Raw genomic sequence first — 16210 nt, 5'->3', positions numbered from 1 at the left:
GGGTCTCGCCAGGGCTGGTCTCGCCAGGGCTCGGATCGTCAGGCCAGATGGCGCCAGAACCAGGGCCGCCAGAACCGGGGCCGCCAAATCCAGACCCCCAGGGGCGGGTGGCGCCAGGACTGGCGGCGCCAGAACCCGGGTACTGGTCGCCAGGACCCGCAGTGGCGGAACCAAGGTTACCAACCGGGCGGGATAGTTCGATAGAAAGGGGCGTCGGTCGGCCGGTCCGGCGCCTTTGCGCCGGACCGGCCGGAGCGGGTCGAGGGCTTTCCAACCCTCGGCGGGTAGGCGGCACGCCCCTCGGGGGNGTTGGTGAGCAGGGCGCGAGCATGCGTGAGCACGATCGGTACGACCCCAGGTTGCAGATGTCCGCAAAGAGGGACTACTGGATCGTCGCTGTCCCGGGCTCACGGAGACCGACCGCGTCGTGCCGCCAGAACAGTTCCGAGTAAACCAGCGTCCCCGTCATCCACGGCTGATAGCCGGGAAGCGTGACGACCTGGAAGGCCGCGTCCGGAATACGCAGCGACGGCTTGCGGAAGCTCAGGTCCCCGCCGGGCACGAAGCCGAAGCGGCGGTAGTAGTCGGGGTCGCCTTCGAGGAAGACGAGTGGCACCGAGGACTCGGCGAGGATGTCGAGGCCGCGGTGAACGAGAGCCGAGCCGACCCCGTGCTTCTGGTATTTGCGTACGACCGCCAACGGGCTGAGGACCTGGACCTCGACCAGCCGCCGAGGCGCGTCGAGCAGGCTGCGAGTGAACATCGCGTGGCCGATGACCTCGCCATCGTGCTCGGCGACAAGCGAGAGGCCAGCAACAGGCGTGATGGTGGCGCGAAGGTCGTCCACAAGGTCTGCCACGACCGCTCCGTGCTCTCCACCGAACGCCTGCGTGACGACGTCCCGCACCGATTCCCGATCACAGGCCAGTTCGCGGCGAAGATTCACGCACCGGACGGTAGGGGCGCCCGGTGACGATGGCAACCCGTTTTGTCCAGTGCGAACGGGAGCACGACCGCGCCCGGTCGATGGGCGACCGCAAGGAGCACCACCCCTTGGTCGCACATGGCGAGGGGTGGCGACCGCTGACGGGACTTACGACACCACGATCATCGTCGTGATCAAAGCCCCGGCATTGATGGTGGTGTCACGATTCAGCCAACTGGAAATGCCAGATGACCAGCGCCGGCACACCGGCCCTGGCGGCTCGTGCTGCTTCGGGCACCATGTCGTCCAGACACCACGGCCACAGCTCCCACGGTCCTACCGCTCCGAACGTGTCTTTTCGGTCGGCCGGCCCCGGCGGTTCGTTGGTCGGCGCGGAAGGTTCCTCGCAGCGACGCACGCGCAGTCCCACCGCCAGCGCGGCCCGCAGATAATCCCCGATCAGGTGCCGGTAGGCACTCAGATGTCCAGGTCGGCCATCAGCATCGCGGACGGAGGGAATCGAGCCCAGCGCCACGGTCTCGGGGTGCATGTCGGAGATCACCAGATGACCGCCCGGACGCAGGACCCGGGCGAACTCCGCCATGACCGGCTTGAGCGCCCCGATGTGGGTCAGCGCCAGGGCGCACACGACCAGGTCAACCTCGGCGTCGGCCACGGGGAGCTGGTGCAGATCACCGAGCAGGAACTCGCCCTGCGGCACCCGAGGACGCGCGCGGGCGAGCATGTCGGGCGAGCGGTCCACGCCGATAACCCGATGGCCACGCCCGGCCAGAAACTCGGCGTAGCGACCGGTCCCGCACGCGGCATCCAGAGCAACACCCACGGGCAGCGAGTCCACGATCTCCTTGACCACGGGTTCGTCGACGTCGAACGCCCCGTTGGGCCCGTCATACGTCGCTGACCACAGCCGATAGCCCGTAACCGTGTCCACCCGGTCGACTTCCACTGCTGCGTGTGCCAACGCCTCGTCAGCGAGCACTCTGCGAATCTCCGCGATCCGGGCTTCCACGAAATCACGGTCCGACGCTCCGGTGAACGCTCGCAACAACGCAACGCCCTCAAGCCCGAGCAGGTACGCACGCGGGTCCTCGTACATCACTCGACGGAGGTTATCGATCCGCCTCCAGACAGGCCACCGAATTATGTGGCGTCGAGGGGCTTCGCGGGTACACGGTTACCACCGGTGGACGCCGGCCGACCNTCCCCTCGACGAGCTCTGGAAGGATCAGGCCATGGATCAGAGGGCCGAAGGACAACTGCGCGTCATTCGCAAGGTCCTGTCGGTGCTGCCGGCAGTCAGCATCCCGGCCTGGCTGTTCGGAGGTTGGGGACTGGACGCGAGGATCGGGCGGATCACTCGCGAGCACGGTGACGTCGAGTTCTGGGTCGAGCGCCGCCACGCCGAGCGATCGAAGGTGGCGCTCGCGGACGCTGGGGCCATGGCTCTGGCGACCCAGCCGCCAGCGGAATCCTGCGAGTTCACCTGGGGCGATGTTCCGTTCAGCACCGCGTACTTCGACAGGTGGCCAGACGGGTCATTCAGTCAGCCCATGGGCCGATGGTCTGACTGGCTATTCCCACCGGGGTCCTTCGGTGAAGAGCGTGTGACGCTCGATGGCACGGCGATGTTAGTCATGAGTGCCGCTGGCATGCTCGCCATGAAGGAGCAGTTTCCGCGCCTGCGCCATGGCCGGCCATGGCGGCCGAAGGATGTTGCCGATATCGAGACACTCCGAATACTGGTCGCCCAGGAGAGGGCGGCACATCGGATACAGGTCGAGACGCGGGAGACGCGGGAGACGCCGTAGCGTGCCGGCGCGGGCACGATCGGGCCGTTGTCCGTGTAGACCACCCGAACCTCTGGCGCTTGGGGTGCCGGGGCAGTCCTTCGTCGGGCTCCGTTCCCATCAGCCGGTGGAGCCCGACGTCGGCGGCGGCTGCGCTTCCGACGCCGATACTGGATCGGTCGCGCGGGATCTCGCAGAAGATCGGGGGCCGGTCTTGCTTCCAGCGGAGGACGCTCCGCCTGGGCTTCACCGCAAAGCCGGATCTCCGCATTATCCGATCTTCGCCGGGCGACAAGCCCGCGCGATCAGCCCAGGAGGTGCCGTGCCGAGGGCGATTCTGACGCACCTCTCCGACAGAATCTGCCCAGCGGACCCGGGGCGGCTCAGACGAGACTGCCCACCTCGGCCGCGGCCCGCGCGGCGAGCAGGGTGTTGCGCAGCAGCATGGCGATGGTCATCGGCCCGACACCGCCGGGGACCGGGGTGAGCCGGCCGGCGACCTCGCGCACGGCGTCGAAGTCGACGTCGCCGCGCAGGCCCTGCTCGGTGCGGTGCATGCCGACGTCGATGACGGTCGCTCCGGGCTTCACCGCATCCGGGCCGATGATCGCCTGCTTGCCGGCGGCGACGACCAGCACGTCCGCGCCGCGGCAGACGGCGGCCAGGTCCCGGGTGCGGGAGTGGCAGATCGTGACGGTCGCGTTGCGTCCGACCAGAAGCTGGGCGACCGGGCGGCCGACCAGCTCGGAACGGCCGACGACGACGGTGGGGGCACCGCTGAGCTCCACGTCGTAGGCGTCGAGCAGCTCGATGATCCCCGACGGGGTGCAGGGCCGCAGGCCGGGCAGGCCGCGGGCGAGCAGGCCGACGCTGGCCGTCGTCAGGCCGTCGACGTCCTTCTCCGGCGGAATCCGGCCGACCAGGGCCGCTCCGTCGAGTCCCTCGGGGACGGGAAGCTGCAGCAGGATCCCGGAGACGGCCGGGTCCGCGGCGAGGGAGTCCAGCAGCGCGGCGATCTCGTCCTGGGGGGTGTCGGCGGGCAGGTGCTGGTGCAGGTCGGCCATGCCCGCCTCGACGCAGGACCGACGCTTGCCGCCGATGTAGACGGCGGACGCCGGGTCGTCGCCCACCAGGACCGTCGCGAGACCCGGCTGGCGGCCCGTGGCCGCACGGAACTCGGCGACGTCCCGGGCCACGTCCGCCCGCACCCGGGCGGCAACGGCCTTACCATCGATGATCACTGCGCTCATGTCGGCCTTTCGCCCTCACGATGTCCGGTCGGATCCGCCGTCGCGACCCCGAGCGCCGCCGTGCACCGCGACACGCGGCCGGCGTCGGCGACGGCCCGACCGAGCACGCTACGCCATTGCGCCCCGGCGTGACCTGCGGGCGTCACCGCCACCCGTCGAGGGGGCGCCGAGGGGGCTTAGCCTCGACGGGTGGCGGATTCCGTGAGCTTCGACCGCATCGCCGACCGGTACGACGCAACCCGGGGCGGTGACGAGCGGGGCCGGCTCGTCGCCGAGGCGGTCGCCCCGCGCCTGCCCGGGCAGCGGTTGCTGGAGATCGGCGTGGGCACGGGGCTGATCTCGCACGCCTTCGCCGAGCGGGGCCGGTCGGTGCTCGGCGTCGACCTGTCGGCCCGCATGCTCGCCCAGGCCCGCGGGCGCCTGCCCGGGCGGATCGTCCGCGCCGACGCGGCGGCCCTGCCGTTGCGCACCGCGACCGTGGATGCCTGCCTCGCCGTGCACGTTCTGCATCTCGTCGGGGATCCCGATCGGGTCCTCGCCGAGGTCGCCCGGGTGCTGCGGCCCGGTGGCCGGCTCGCGGTCGTCGGCGCGGGGCAGCACGCGGGACGCAGCGACGTCACCGCCGTGCTACGGGACCTCAACGAGGCGCTGCGAGCCGAGCGACCCCGCCGGGACCGGCCGGAGCTCCTGCTGCCGGCCGCGGAGCGCTGCGGGCTGCGGCTGGTCGAGGAGTTCTCCTTCGCCCGGGAGGAGCGCGAGACGCTCACCCCGGCCGAGGCCTGCGCGCAGATCGAGAGCCGGGTGTGGTCGACCCTGTGGGACCTCTCGGATCGGCAGTGGGCGACGATCGTCGAGCCGGCCATGGCCGCGCTGCGCCGGCTGCCCGACCCGAACCGTCCCCGGCCGGCCGGCCGGGGTTCCCACGCGATGATCCTGCGGTTGGTGGACGCCGCTGGCGCGCCACCACAGCGCTGACCACGCCCTTGGCCGGCGACGGCCACCTGCTGCCGGCCACCTGCTTCCGGCCACCTGCTTCCGGACAGCCGCCGCCGAACGACGGATCAGGTGCCGAGCGGGCCCGCGGACAGCGACCGCACCATCGGCAGGCTCGGGGCAGCCACGGCCCCGAGCCACAGCCGCACCTCCCGGGCGGTGCACAGCCGCACCACCCGAGCGGCGGCACCGTGCGCGTCGAGGGCCCGCAGCAGGCGGACCCGGCTGTCCCGCGGGTAGTTCCACAGCCAGCGCAGGAATGCCAGGTCCAGCTTCTCCGGGCATCCGGGGGCGGCGTCGGGACGGTTGCGGCCACGCCACCGGGCCCAACGGCGCAGCACCCGGGTCATCGTGATCCGCCGTGGCAGGTCGAGGAAGACGATGAGCTCGGCGGCGGGGATGCGCAGGTCCAGTGTGCCGCTGTAGTTGCCGTCCATCACCCACGCGGGCTTCGCGACGAGGCTGGCGACGATCGCGCGCCACTCCTCCACCGGCGTCGCAACCCAGCCGGGCCGCCAGAAGTGCCGGTCGAGATGCACCACCGGCAGGCCCGCCTGCCGCGCGAGCTCGCGGGCGAGGGTGCTCTTGCCGGCGCCGCCGCTGCCGACGACGAGGACCCGCTGGACGTCGGAGGTCATCGACGGCGGGCCCTGCGGGCCCCTCCCGAGCGCATTCACGATGCCAGTGTCCCACCGGGGCGATCGTTCCGCGTGCGGAACGTGCCGCTTCGACCCACCCGTGCCCACCCGGATCGGGCGCGCCCGGTGGCTCCCCTCAGCCGGCGAGGGTGTGGTGGGTGAAGAACTCCCACATAACGACGGAGGCGTTCGGTGCGGGCGGCGGCGGATCGGCCTGCTCGCGTGGTCTGCTGCCCCCCGGCCAGGCGTGCCCGGCGCCGGTGATGCTGTACAGCTCGACCGCGCCGCCGGGCGCGCACGGGCCGTAGACGTCGTGGACGACGGCGCCCTGCCGGGAGCGGACCGGGGTCGCCGGGCAGCCGTCGCGGCGGGTCCAGTAGGCCATCGCCTCGGCCACGGACCGGTCGGCGCGCTCATCGCCCTCGCGCAGCCCGATGGACGACTCGCCACCGTCGTAGCGGACCTTGTCGTCGGCGGTGCCGTGAAAGGCGATGACCGGCACGGGCCGGCTCGGCGTGCAGGAGGTCGTGTTCAGGGCACCGGAGACGGGGGCGATCGCCGCGATGCGCCCGGCGAGTTCGCAGCCCAGCCGGTAGGACATCATGGCGCCGTTGGACATGCCCGTGACGTAGATCCGCGCCGGATCCACCGGGTAGTCCCGCGGCAGCCGGTCGAGAAGGGCGGCGATGAAGCCGACGTCGTCGACGCCGTTGCCGTGGGCGTACCCGCAGCAGGTGCCCGCGTTCCAGGTCAGCAACGCCGTCTGGCGCCGGCCGGTGCCGTCAGGGTAGACGGCGAGAAAGCCCGCCCGGTCGGCGACGGCGCTCATCCCGGTCTGCTGCTCGGCCTGGCGGGCCGATCCGCCGCCACCGTGCAGGACGAGCACGACCGGCAGCCCGTGTCCGACCGCGGTCCCCGTTGCTGTGGCGGTCCCCGTTGCTGTGGCGGTCGCCGACGCCGTAGCGGCCAGAGTCGTGGTGCCGGGAGAGCGCGGCGTGCCGGCCGCGGTGGCGACCGAGGGCGGCACGTGGACGAGGTAGGTACGCTGCCGGCCGTCGGGGGTGGTCAGCGTGTGGCCCGTGGTGCCGGGGCGCAGTGCCGGCCCGCCGGCGCCCCCGGCCGTCCCTGGCGAGGTCGACCTCGGCGTGGCGTCGGGTACGGTCGGCCCCGAGCGGCCTGCGGCCTCCCCCGCGCCGGCCGACGCGCCGCCCCCGCACGCGGCGAGGGCCGCAAGCAGCACGGCGCCGACGGCGAGTCCGGCCACCGCGGTCCGTGTCGGACCCGGGAACCGCCGACGCCACCGCCGGCCACGCGCCGTCCCGACCGGTCTCTCGCGGTACGTCCCGGACCAGTTCCCCGGACGACCCCGCCTGGTTGCGCCGGCGGTGTCCCGCCGCATCGACGACCTCACGGGGCGACGGTAGGTCCGCCGGATGTGAAGCGGATGAGACCGGATGTGAGGGAGGTGAGCGGTCGCCCGGACGGCTCAGCCGAGGCCGCGGGAGTCCTGCTTGAGCGCCGTGTCGATGGTGAGGGCGGCGGCGACGACCATGCTGTGCAGTGGCTGCGGCAGCGGCCGGTGGAGCTGGACGACGTAGTTGTCGGCCGTGGTGAACATCGTCCGCATGAGGCCCTCCCAGGTCTTGGTGACCCGGGCGACCTCGACGTCGGTGTGGTCGACGATCGAGAAGTTCCACGCCCGCCAGTTCTCGGCCTTGATCGCGCCGATCGTCGTGCCGCCCNCCTGCAGGTCGAACCGGATCCGGCCGAAGACGTTCTGCTGTGCGATGACGCCGAGTTCGGACCCGTCCGGCAGCGAGACGATCACCTTGGACTTGAACACCTTCGCCGGGCGGTGCAGGAGCAACTGGACGGTGCCGGCGGCGTCGCGGACCTCCAGGCGGTGGGAGAGGAACTGGTCCCACGAGGTGAGCACCCGCGCGGCCTTCTTCAGCGCGCTCTGGCCGACCTCGACGACCGAGCCGATCTGGTGGCCGCCCTGATCGAAGACGGCGTACTCGTTCGTCACCTCGATGATCTTGGCTTTTTGGTTGACCACGAGCACGGGCTCGCTGAACAGCGTCCCGCCACCCGGACCCGTCGGCTGCACCCCGGCCCGCTCCTGGACCTGCCGCTGCACCTGCTCGGCGCTGTAGTTGGTGTGCACCGCACCCGGCTGCACCCCCAGCGGCGTGCCCCACGTCTGCCCCGGCACGGCCGCGACCTGGCCCTGGCCGTACTGCCCGCCCTCGCCGTACTGGGCAGCCCCGCCGCGCTGGGCAAGCGGCGCCGGCTGGGTGTGCTCGGTCCACTGGTTTCCGTCCCACCATCGGGAACCGTGCTGCCCGCTCGGATCGGTGTACCAGCCTGGCGGGACGGTCTGCGTCATGACGCCACTCTGGCATCTTCCGCCCGCGCCGGGCCAGACCGTCACCGCTGCGACACCAACCGGACTCTCCGTCCCGGCGACGCGAGGCCGGAGCCCCGCGTCACCGAGAATTCCGGAGGATGCTCCGGCCTTCAGGCCGGGGAGGAATCCGGCTCCCCGCACCCGCACCCGCGGAGCGGGGTAGGGATAGGCGATGCACCATCAGGTGAACTGCCGTGCGAACGCAGCCTGTAACAGGTGGATGATTTCCCTGTTCGGTGAATAGTCGTCTTCTTTGATGGTTTCGGTGATGCGGGATCGCGGGTAGTCCGGGAATCTTGGGCCCGTCTTCTTCGCGGCCCTGGTGGTGGGTTAGGATCGGTTTATGTCGAGGTTCCGGCTGTATCCTGACGTGGCACAGGAAGAGGCTCTTCTTGTGCATTGCGGGCATGCGCGGTTCGTGTGGAATCTGTGTGTGGAGCAGCAGTCGTGGTGGAACCCGCGGCGTGGTCCCGCCCCCGGCTACGCCGAGTGGAACCGGCAGTTGACCGCGGCGCGCGGCGCGTGCGACTGGCTTGCTGCTGGGAGTGTGATCGTGCAGCAGCAGGCGTTGCGGGACTTCGCCACCGCGAGGGCGAACTTCTTCGGGGGGTCGCATCGGCGACCGACGTGGCGCCGACGCGGGCGGGGTGAGGGTTTCCGGATCGTCGCGGTCAGGTCGGGTGATGTGCGGCAGGTCACCCGCCGCTGGTCCCAGGTGCGGATACCCAAGGTGGGCTGGGTCCGGTTCCGCCGCAGCCGCACCGTCCCGGACGCCAGGTCCTATCGGGTGACGCGAGATCGTGCGGGTCGCTGGCATGTCGCGTTCGCCACCGTGCCCGAACCGATTCCCGCCCCGGGTACCGGTGGGATCGTCGGGGTGGACCGGGGTGTGGCAGTGTCGGCGGCGTTGAGCACCGGGGAGTTGCTGCGCTGCCCTGGGCTGCGCCCCGGTGAGGCGACCCGACTGGTCCGGTTGCAGCGTCGCCTTGCCCGAGCGAAGCGGGGATCGCACCGGCGGCCCCGACTGGTCGGGCAGATCGCCCGAGTGAAAGCCAGAGAAGCCGCCCGGCGTAAGGACTGGGTCGAGAAAACCAGCACCAGTCTTGCCCGCCGGTACGACCTGATCCGGGTCGAGGCATTGCCGGTCGGGGCCATGACCCGCTCGGCGAAAGGTACCGTCGCCGAGCCGGGGCGCAACGTGCGGCAGAAAGCCGGCCTGAACCGAAGCATTCTCGCCCACGGCTGGGGGCTGCTCGTCGCCCGGTTGGAGCAGAAGGCCCCCGGCCGGGTCGAGAAGATCAACCCTGCGCGGACGTCGCAGACCTGTAACACCTGCGGGACCCGGGATGGGGAGGCGCGCGAGAGCCAAGCCGTCTTCCGGTGCCGGGCCTGCGGGCAGCAGGCGAACGCGGACGTGAACGCGGCACGCAACATCGCCCTGGGACATCAGTGGGAAACCACGTGGGTGACTGCGCGGGGAGGCGACGCCGGTAGGCGGCCTGCGAACCGCGAACCTCAACACTGCACACCCCCTCTCCTGGTGGACGGGTAGATGTTGGAATCCTCCGCGTTCACGCGGAGGAGGATGTCAAAGCGCCTTCTCGGTGACGAGACCGCCGTCGACTTGCAGGCGGCGGTTGACCGCGACGGTGTCGAGCATGCGGCGGTCGTGGGTGACGAGCAGCAGCGTGCCGGTGTAGCCGGCGAGCGCCTGTTCGAGCTGTTCGATGGCGGGCAGGTCGAGGTGGTTGGTGGGCTCGTCGAGAACCAGGCAGTTCACCCCGACGGCCTGCAGCAGCGCGAGACCGGCCCGGGTCCGCTCCCCCGGCGACAGCGAGGCGGCGGGGCGGGTCACCTGGTCCGGGCCGAGGCCGAACTTGGCGAACAGGGTGCGGACCTCCGCCGCGGGCCATGTCGTCGCCCGCTCGGCGACGGCGAGGGCGGTGGTCTCGCCCCGGAACAGGCCCCGGACCTGGTCGATCTCGCCGAGCCGCACACCGGCGCCGAGGGACTGGCTCCCCGCGTCGAGCGGAAGCCGGCCGAGCAGGGCTGAGAGCAGGGTTGTCTTGCCGCCGCCGTTCGGTCCGGTGATGACGATCCGGTCGGCCCAGGCGACGGTGAGGTCGACCGGGCCGAACGTGAAGGCGGGTCGGCGCACGACCGCACCGGTGAGGGTCGCGACGACGTCGCCGGAGCGGGGGGCGGCCGCGATCGACATGCGTAGCTGCCACTCTTTGCGTGGCTCCTCGACCTCCTCCAACCGGTCGAGGCGGGACTCGATCGACCGGACCCGCGCGGCGCTCTTCGTCGCCGCCTCGATGCGCGCGCCCCGGGCGGCCCGGTCGTTGTCGGACATCCGCCGCTTGGCTCGCACCGAGCCGCGTACGGACTGCTCCCGCTGGCGCTGCGCCTGCGCGGTGAGACCGTCACGCTGGTCGGCGTAGTCCTCGTAGCGGTCGCGGGCCTGCCGCCGGGCGACCTCGCGGGCCTGCAGGTAGGCCGCCCACCCCCCGGCGAACAGGGTGAGGCCGTGCTTGTGCGGGTCGATCTCGGCGACGGTGTCGATGGTGCGGTCGAGGAACTCGCGATCGTGGCTGACGACGACGAGCGCGCCGGACACGCCACGGACGAAGCGTTCGAGCCGGTCCAGCCCGTCGAAGTCAAGATCGTTGGTGGGCTCGTCGAGCAGGGTGATGTCGAACCGGGACAGCAGAACGCTCGCGAGCGAGCCGCGGGCGGCCTGCCCACCGGACAAGGCGGTCGTGGGGCTGTCGAGGGCATCGGCGGGCAGGCCCAACTCGGCGCAGACCTCCTCGGCGCGAACGTCGAGGTCGGCGGCGCCGAGGGCGAGCCAGCGCTCCAACGCGACGCTGTACCGGTCGTCAGCGCCGGGGACGCCCGCCGACAGCGCCTCCCCGGCGTCGTCGAGTTCCCGCTGCGCGGCGCCGACCCCGGTGCGGCGGGCGAGGAACGCCCGCAGGGTCTCGCCGGGCAGCCGGTCGGGTTCCTGGGGCAGCAGGCCGACGCCCGCGGTCGGCGGCGCGAGATCGACCCGCCCCTCGTCGAGGGGGACCAGGCCGGCGAGGGCCCGTAGCAACGTCGACTTACCGACGCCGTTCGGCCCCACCACCCCGAGCCGGTCGCCGGGTGCGACGGTGAGCGAGATGCCGTCGAGAACGGTCGCCCCACCGCGGGTGACGGTGAGGCCGGAGGCGACGAGAGTTGCGGACACCTGGCCAGTCTCGCGCATAACCGGCGCGCGTCGNCCGCCCGCCCGCGTACCGCGGCCGCGAGGGCAGCCAGGCCACGCATGATCATCCCCCGAACCCGGGCAGGGCGAGCTGCTCGTCGCGGCGGCCCGGCCCGGCGGGGTCGGCCGGCACTGCCCGCTCGGCCGCTCCGTCGGGCTGCGGCGCGGACGCCGCGAAGCGCCCACCCGGACGCGGCACCGCGGCTCCGATGCGGGCCCGTTCGGCGAGCTCCCGCACCTGCGCCGCAATCCGATCCCGATAGACGCGCGGCGCGTATGCCCCGGACCCGTAGAGCCGGCGGTACGGGCCGACCAGCGCGGGATGGTGCTCGGCAAGCCAGGCCAGGTACCACTCCCGGGCGCCGGGCCGCAGGTGCAGCACCAGCGGCGTGACCGACGACGCGCCGGCCTGTGCGATCTGCTCCACCGCCCGGGCGAGCGCCGCAGGGGAGTCGGTGAGATACGGCAGGATCGGCGCCATGAGAACCCCGGTGGGGACCCCGCGCTCGCCCAGCGCCGCGCACGCCTCCAGCCGCCGCCGGGGATGTGGGGTCCCGGGCTCGACGAGCCGCCACAGCTCGTCGTCGACGAAGCCGACGGACAGCGCGACGCCGACCTGCGTCACCTCCGCGGCAGCGGCAAGCAGATCGAGATCGCGCACGATGAGCGAGCCCTTCGTGAGCACCGAGAAGGGGTTGCGGGCGTCGCGCAGGGCGGCGAGGACCCCCGGCATGAGCCGGTAACGACCTTCGGCCCGCTGGTAGGGATCGACGTTCGTGCCCATCGCCACGTGTTCGCCGCGCCAGCGGGGCGCGGCGAGCTCCGAGCGCAGCCGCTCGGCGACGTTGACCTTGACGACGATCTGGGTGTCGAAGTCGCGCCCGGTGTCGAGATCGAGGTAGGCATGGGTGCCCCGGGCGAAGCAGTACCGGCAGGCGTGGGAACAGCCACGGTAGGGGTTCACCGTCCAGCGGAACGCCATTCGCGACGCCGGCGGAACCCGGTTGAGCACGGACCGGGCGTGGATCTCGTAGAAGGTCAGATCGGCGAACCCAGGGGTGTTGAACGTACGGGTGACGGCGCCCCGGGCGAGCAGCGACGGCGCACTCGCGCCGGCCGCGACGGGCTGCTCGGTGGCGGCGAGCCGGAGGTTGTCCCAACGCATGCCTTATGGGAACATGTGTTCGACAGATTGTCCAGTCCGAGCGAGGTCCCGCCCGCAAGCAGGCCGCAGCCCGCAAGGCTGCCGGCCTGCGACGGGCGCTGACCTCGGGCAGGCGGACTTGGGGCAGGCGGACTTGGGGAGGCTGCGGGGATAGTGAAGGGATGCGGCTCAGTGGGCTCGAGGCCCGGAAGCGGTTCGCGGCGGCCCGGGTGGCCCGGCTGGCCACCGCCGGCGCGGACGGTCAGCCGCTCGTGGTGCCCGTGACCTTCGCCGTCGAAACGGGGGGCGCCGGCGGCGACCGCGGCGACGCTCGCGGCGGTGCGGACCCACCCGCGACGATCGTGACCATCGTCGACCACAAACCGAAAAGCACCCGCACCGAGCTGCGACGCCTGCGCGACATCCGCGCCAACCCGCTGGTCAGCCTGCTGGTCGACCACTATGACGACGAGTGGGCGCGGCTGTGGTGGGCCCGGGCCGACGGGCTGGCCCGCATCGTCGAGGCCGGGGATCCACGGCACGCCGCGGCCGCTGCGGCCCTGACCGCGCGCTACCGCCAGTACCGGCAGGTCCCACCGACCGGTCCGGCCATCGTCGTGGCCGTGACCCGCTGGTCCGGCTGGGCCTACTCCGAATCCCCCACGGCCCCGTGAACCGCGCCGGGTTCGTCCGCCCAGGCCCCGGGATCAGGCCCCGGGATCAGGCCCCGGGATCAGACGCGGGGACGGTCCCAGCCGGTGGGCAGCGCGTCGGGGGTCTGCCAGGATGGTTCCGGGCGGAAGTCGGTCCAGGTGCCGTCGAAGGGGAACGCGCCGGCCTCCACCAGCCGCAGCAGCCGCTCCCCCTCGGCCCGCACCGCGTCTGGATCGGGCACCCAGTAGTGCTCGGGGAAGGCGAGGCGTTCCTCCAGCTCGTGCTCGTCCTTCCACTCCCAGGTCCGCTCCGGCGTGACCCACAGGTCGAGGTCATGATCGGTGGTGTCGACACCGACGAGGCCGTCGTGGCGCCAGGCGACGGCGGGCTCCTCCAGGTTGATGTACCAGCGGACGAACCGGCCCTGCCAGTCCCAGAACCACCACACCGAGTTGGCTCCCTGCGGCGGGACCAGCATGAAGATGTTCGGCCCGCGCCAGACGGTCGTCGTCATCACCGTCGGCTGGCGGACCCACTCGGCAAAGGGCATGTCCCGCAGCCCGCGGCCGTCCGCGCTGAGCTCGACGGCCATCGGGCAGCCGTGCGGAATCCACAGCCGCAGGCCGCGCTCGTCATGGCCGACGACATGGCCGGTACGGACGAACACCAGCCGCTTCGTGGTGAACGACCGGTGCACGACCACCTCACCGGGCGTGTACGGTGCGGCCGCCGTCAGGCTCCTGGCGGCTCCCGGCGCCGCCGCGTCGGCGGCGAGGCGGGAGACCGGGTCGGTCGGGGATCTCCCCGCAGACGAGACCCCCGCCAGCGGGGGCGGCGGGGAGGCGGGACCGTTGACCGCGGCACTCTCCGGCACTGTCACCGCCTGACTGTACGGCGATGCCATCCCTGGCTGTGAAGTGCGCGGCCACCTGACAGCTGATCAGGCGTCGGTCGTCCCGTCCACTGCCGAACCATCTCCTGCGGGCGCGCCGTTGACGAGGATATCGGCCCGGCCGGCGACGTCCTCGTCGGCGAAGTACCGGTCCTCGTGGCGGGCCCAGCGTTCCCAGTGCGGGGCGAAGATGTCCCCGTCCCGGGCAAGCGCGCGCCGCCGCCGCACCTGCACCGGCGCCGCGACACAGACCAGCCCGCCGAGCAGGGGCGCCGCGGCCCGCGCACCGGCGCCGACACCCTCAACGACGAGGATCGCGGTCGACGGGTCCAGGATCTGGTCGGGGCCATAGCATCCCTGGTGCCAGTCGTAGCGACGCCAGGACGCCCGCTCCCCGCGAGCCAACGGCCGCAGGACCCGCGCGACGAACTGGTCGATACCGGCGGCGAGTCCGTCCCACCCGTCGTACAGGTCGTCCATCCGCAACACGGGCGCGTCGAGGCGTGCTGCGACGGCCTGTGCGAGCGTCGTCTTACCCGCGCCGGAACGACCGTCGACGGCGAGCACCCGGGTGTCCCCCGCCCTCGGCCGTCGACCGGCCACCCACAGCGCGATGTTCACAGCCGCCGCCGGAGTCGCCCCGACGCCCCTTCCCGCGCCGCTGTCCACCACACCGCTGTCCACCACGCCGCAGCTCCCCTCGCCGATCGCCTCCCCGCCGACCCACCCCGTTCCTGACGAGGTTCCCCTCAACGCTGGGGCCGTGCCGGCAGATCGGGTCACGAGCCGGCGCCGGATCGACGGGACCAGTCGGCGCGGCTGACGGCATAGATGGCGTGCGTCTCCTCGTGGAGATACTCGGCGCCCGTCCGGTGCATCCCGAGGCGCTGCGCGACCCGGACCGATCGGATGTTCGCCGGGACGATGGCCGCACACACTCGGTCGAGTTCGGGCCGCACCCGGAGCACCCAGGTGATCGCCGCGGCGGCCGCCTCCGCCGCATAGCCACGTCCCCACCAGGGCCGACCGATGTACCAGAGCGCCTCCACGCCCGGCCAGCCCGGTTCGTCCCATAATCCCGCCCGCCCGACGAGCGTCCCGCTCTCCCGCTCCACCACGGACCAGGGTCCGACCCCGGTGAGCAGCCAACACCCGATGCACCCCGCCATCTGGTGCCACACGGCATCCGGCGACGTGACCGGCCCGCCGACATGGCGGGCGAACTCGGGGTCGGACCAGATCCGGGTGAACCCGTCGACGTCACCGTTCTCGATCGGCCGCAGGATCAGCCGCGCCGTCGTCAGCGTCGGAATGACCACAGCGCCATCATTGCACTCACGGCCACGATCGGGAACGCGGCTCTGACGTTGGCTCGGGAGTATGGGCACCCCAAACAGCCCACCCGGCTCGGGCCGCACGCCGTCACGAACAGCGAAGCGCCTCCAGGACCTCGTACGCGGCGTCTGGCCCTTTGTCACGGCCATCGGCACTCACCACACCAGTATTGCCGCCTACACTCTTCCGTTGCCAGAAAGATCAGAACAGAAGGCATGACGACTGCCGCAAGGAACGAGCCGCTCAAAGTGCCGTGCCGCGGCCGACCAGCCCGAAGGATGGAATTCCGCGGCACGGCACAGTCATTCTTGATCGCCAGTTCGCCCCCAGCTCCACATCCCTTGCGCCGCCGGTGAACATGCGGCTTTTCTTCGTACAGGGACGACGGCGGACAGGTCAGCCGGCGGGCTGGAGGGACCAGCCGCGGTCCTCGTCGAAGACAGGTGACAGTGCGACCAGCGGCGGGAAGATCAATGCCGGGTGCAGCCCGAGGGTGAGGTCGTTCTCGACGACGCCGATGGTCACCGTGCCCGGCCGCGGACCGTCGACGATCCGCCATTCGCGGGCTTCCGGGAGGGGGCGGACCCGCTCGAAGACGTCCGGGGAGCCGTCGAAGCCGACGAAGAGCGGCGCGGAGGCCTGCCGGATCGTGTAGGTGTTGTTGCCGTTGCTACCGTTTCCGGTCTGCTGGATCTCCCATTCCTGCCCGGGGCCCTCACCCGGCAGGAGAAAGATGTTGTTGCGGTCGGGCGAGCTCAGGGTCAGGTTCTCCCGGCCGTCGATGCGGATCCGGTACACACCGTCAGCGATCTTTCCCACGGTCAACCCCGTTTCTGGTCGTCAAACAGCCGGCCGTGTCACGGCCGGCTTCGGGCGGGATGGTGCCGCGCCGCGGCAGAATCTCCCCTCCC

The 16210-nt window shown here is 71.8% G+C and carries 17 protein-coding genes and 1 pseudogene; 5 read left to right on the top strand and 13 right to left on the bottom strand.

Features of this window, described 5'->3' with window-relative positions:
* Positions 1 to 382: 382 nt before the first annotated feature.
* On the bottom strand, positions 383 to 859 hold the full coding sequence (locus UK82_RS12260; RefSeq protein WP_236705846.1) for a GNAT family N-acetyltransferase: 477 nt from the start codon (positions 857 to 859) through the stop codon (positions 383 to 385).
* Here UK82_RS12260 and UK82_RS37480 point away from each other — a divergent pair.
* On the top strand, positions 767 to 973 hold the full coding sequence (locus UK82_RS37480) for a hypothetical protein (RefSeq protein WP_236705858.1): 207 nt from the start codon (positions 767 to 769) through the stop codon (positions 971 to 973). The two genes, UK82_RS12260 and UK82_RS37480, sit on opposite strands and share 93 nt — an antisense overlap.
* 172 nt (positions 974 to 1145) lie before the next feature.
* Here UK82_RS37480 and UK82_RS12255 read toward each other — a convergent pair whose 3' ends face one another.
* Positions 1146 to 2045, bottom strand: coding sequence for a class I SAM-dependent methyltransferase (locus UK82_RS12255; protein WP_044886149.1), 900 nt, complete (start codon positions 2043 to 2045; stop codon positions 1146 to 1148).
* A gap of 133 nt (positions 2046 to 2178) precedes the next feature.
* Between UK82_RS12255 and UK82_RS42580 the strand changes: the two genes are divergently transcribed.
* A complete protein-coding gene (locus UK82_RS42580; protein ID WP_055867844.1) occupies positions 2179 to 2754 on the top strand; it encodes a nucleotidyltransferase domain-containing protein in 576 nt (191 codons plus the stop codon).
* Positions 2755 to 3116: 362 nt separating this feature from the next.
* On the opposite strand, the gene folD is transcribed toward UK82_RS42580, so the two are convergent.
* The gene (folD, locus tag UK82_RS12245) at positions 3117 to 3983 is read right to left on the bottom strand and encodes a bifunctional methylenetetrahydrofolate dehydrogenase/methenyltetrahydrofolate cyclohydrolase FolD (RefSeq protein ID WP_044886147.1); all 867 of its coding nucleotides are present in this window, start codon (positions 3981 to 3983) and stop codon (positions 3117 to 3119) included.
* Positions 3984 to 4172: 189 nt separating this feature from the next.
* On the opposite strand from folD, the gene UK82_RS12240 reads away from it, so the two are divergent.
* Positions 4173 to 4958 (top strand): class I SAM-dependent methyltransferase, encoded by a 786-nt coding sequence (locus tag UK82_RS12240; protein WP_044886146.1) that lies wholly within the window; start codon positions 4173 to 4175, stop codon positions 4956 to 4958.
* 86 nt (positions 4959 to 5044) lie between these two features.
* Here UK82_RS12240 and UK82_RS12235 read toward each other — a convergent pair whose 3' ends face one another.
* The 4 genes and pseudogenes from UK82_RS12235 to UK82_RS12225 all read right to left on the bottom strand — a co-directional run.
* Positions 5045 to 5614: an adenylate kinase gene (locus UK82_RS12235; protein ID WP_044886145.1), complete on the bottom strand. Its 570-nt coding sequence runs from the start codon at positions 5612 to 5614 to the stop codon at positions 5045 to 5047.
* A gap of 136 nt (positions 5615 to 5750) precedes the next feature.
* Positions 5751 to 6878, bottom strand: a complete 1128-nt coding sequence (locus UK82_RS12230; RefSeq protein WP_236705844.1) for a PHB depolymerase family esterase — start codon at positions 6876 to 6878, stop codon at positions 5751 to 5753.
* Positions 6879 to 7100: 222 nt separating this feature from the next.
* Positions 7101 to 7356: pseudogene (locus tag UK82_RS37475) on the bottom strand (phospholipid scramblase-related protein); the annotation flags it as partial.
* A gap of 1 nt (position 7357) precedes the next feature.
* On the bottom strand, positions 7358 to 8003 hold a 646-nt coding region (locus UK82_RS12225), incomplete at its 3' end, for a DUF2510 domain-containing protein (protein ID WP_236705843.1).
* Between the two features lie 364 nt (positions 8004 to 8367).
* Here UK82_RS12225 and UK82_RS12220 point away from each other — a divergent pair.
* Positions 8368 to 9576 (top strand): RNA-guided endonuclease TnpB family protein, encoded by a 1209-nt coding sequence (locus UK82_RS12220; protein ID WP_055407153.1) that lies wholly within the window; start codon positions 8368 to 8370, stop codon positions 9574 to 9576.
* A 36-nt stretch (positions 9577 to 9612) separates the two neighbouring features.
* On the opposite strand, the gene UK82_RS12215 is transcribed toward UK82_RS12220, so the two are convergent.
* Together UK82_RS12215 and UK82_RS12210 are read right to left on the bottom strand one after the other, a co-directional pair.
* The gene (locus UK82_RS12215; protein ID WP_044886181.1) at positions 9613 to 11256 is read right to left on the bottom strand and encodes an ABC-F family ATP-binding cassette domain-containing protein; all 1644 of its coding nucleotides are present in this window, start codon (positions 11254 to 11256) and stop codon (positions 9613 to 9615) included.
* An 82-nt stretch (positions 11257 to 11338) separates the two neighbouring features.
* Positions 11339 to 12439, bottom strand: a complete 1101-nt coding sequence (locus UK82_RS12210; RefSeq protein ID WP_055407151.1) for an Rv2578c family radical SAM protein — start codon at positions 12437 to 12439, stop codon at positions 11339 to 11341.
* A 161-nt stretch (positions 12440 to 12600) separates the two neighbouring features.
* Between UK82_RS12210 and UK82_RS12205 the strand changes: the two genes are divergently transcribed.
* Positions 12601 to 13092, top strand: a complete 492-nt coding sequence (locus tag UK82_RS12205; RefSeq protein ID WP_044886141.1) for a TIGR03668 family PPOX class F420-dependent oxidoreductase — start codon at positions 12601 to 12603, stop codon at positions 13090 to 13092.
* Positions 13093 to 13151: 59 nt separating this feature from the next.
* Here the strand turns inward: UK82_RS12205 and UK82_RS12200 are convergent, their stop codons facing one another.
* The 4 genes from UK82_RS12200 to UK82_RS12185 all read right to left on the bottom strand — a co-directional run bounded on the left by UK82_RS12200 (position 13152) and on the right by UK82_RS12185 (position 16118).
* Positions 13152 to 13952 (bottom strand): DUF402 domain-containing protein, encoded by an 801-nt coding sequence (locus UK82_RS12200; RefSeq protein ID WP_236705842.1) that lies wholly within the window; start codon positions 13950 to 13952, stop codon positions 13152 to 13154.
* 60 nt (positions 13953 to 14012) lie between these two features.
* Positions 14013 to 14651, bottom strand: coding sequence for a dephospho-CoA kinase (locus UK82_RS12195; protein ID WP_236705841.1), 639 nt, complete (start codon positions 14649 to 14651; stop codon positions 14013 to 14015).
* Positions 14652 to 14743: 92 nt separating this feature from the next.
* Complete coding sequence (locus UK82_RS12190) at positions 14744 to 15283, bottom strand: GNAT family N-acetyltransferase (protein WP_055407149.1); 540 nt, start codon at positions 15281 to 15283, stop codon at positions 14744 to 14746.
* A gap of 412 nt (positions 15284 to 15695) precedes the next feature.
* Positions 15696 to 16118 carry a hypothetical protein gene (locus tag UK82_RS12185; RefSeq protein ID WP_055407147.1) on the bottom strand — a complete coding sequence of 141 codons (423 nt, stop codon included), beginning with the start codon at positions 16116 to 16118 and terminating at the stop codon, positions 15696 to 15698.
* Positions 16119 to 16210: the final 92 nt, after the last annotated feature.

Source organism: Frankia sp. ACN1ag (assembly GCF_001414035.1).
In the GTDB taxonomy this organism is placed as follows: Bacteria; Actinomycetota; Actinomycetes; order Frankiales; family Frankiaceae; genus Frankia; species Frankia torreyi.
The sequence above is the reverse complement of the archived record's forward strand: the minus strand, read 5'-3'. Positions and strand labels throughout refer to the sequence as shown.